The sequence below is a fragment of the Bradyrhizobium uaiense genome (assembly GCF_010811875.1).
Taxonomy (GTDB): Bacteria; Pseudomonadota; Alphaproteobacteria; order Rhizobiales; family Xanthobacteraceae; genus Bradyrhizobium; species Bradyrhizobium uaiense.
The window spans coordinates 1-220 of sequence record NZ_VKHP01001225.1 but is presented as its reverse complement, the minus strand read 5'-3'; the positions used below and the strand labels follow the sequence as shown (position 1 = coordinate 220).

The 220-nt window shown below is 61.4% G+C and carries 1 protein-coding gene; it reads left to right on the top strand.

Going from position 1 to position 220, the window contains the following annotated elements; translation table 11 throughout:
* Positions 1-220: transposase (locus tag FNJ47_RS49395; protein WP_163163930.1), on the top strand; the 220-nt coding region annotated here is incomplete at both ends.

The following is a 220-nucleotide window of genomic DNA, read 5'->3' as shown; positions in this document are numbered from 1 at the left end:
TCGACTGGGACTGGATCGACGGCGAGATCGCTCCGCTCTACAGCGAGAACGGCCGGCCCGGGATCGAGACCCGCTTCATGATCGGGCTTTTGCTGCTCAAGCACATTTACGGGCTGTCCGATGAGGGAGTGTGCGAGCGCTGGGTCCACGATCCGTACTTCCAGTTCTTTACCGGCGAAGAGTTGTTCCGGCACGTTTTCCCGCACGAGCGCTCGGACCT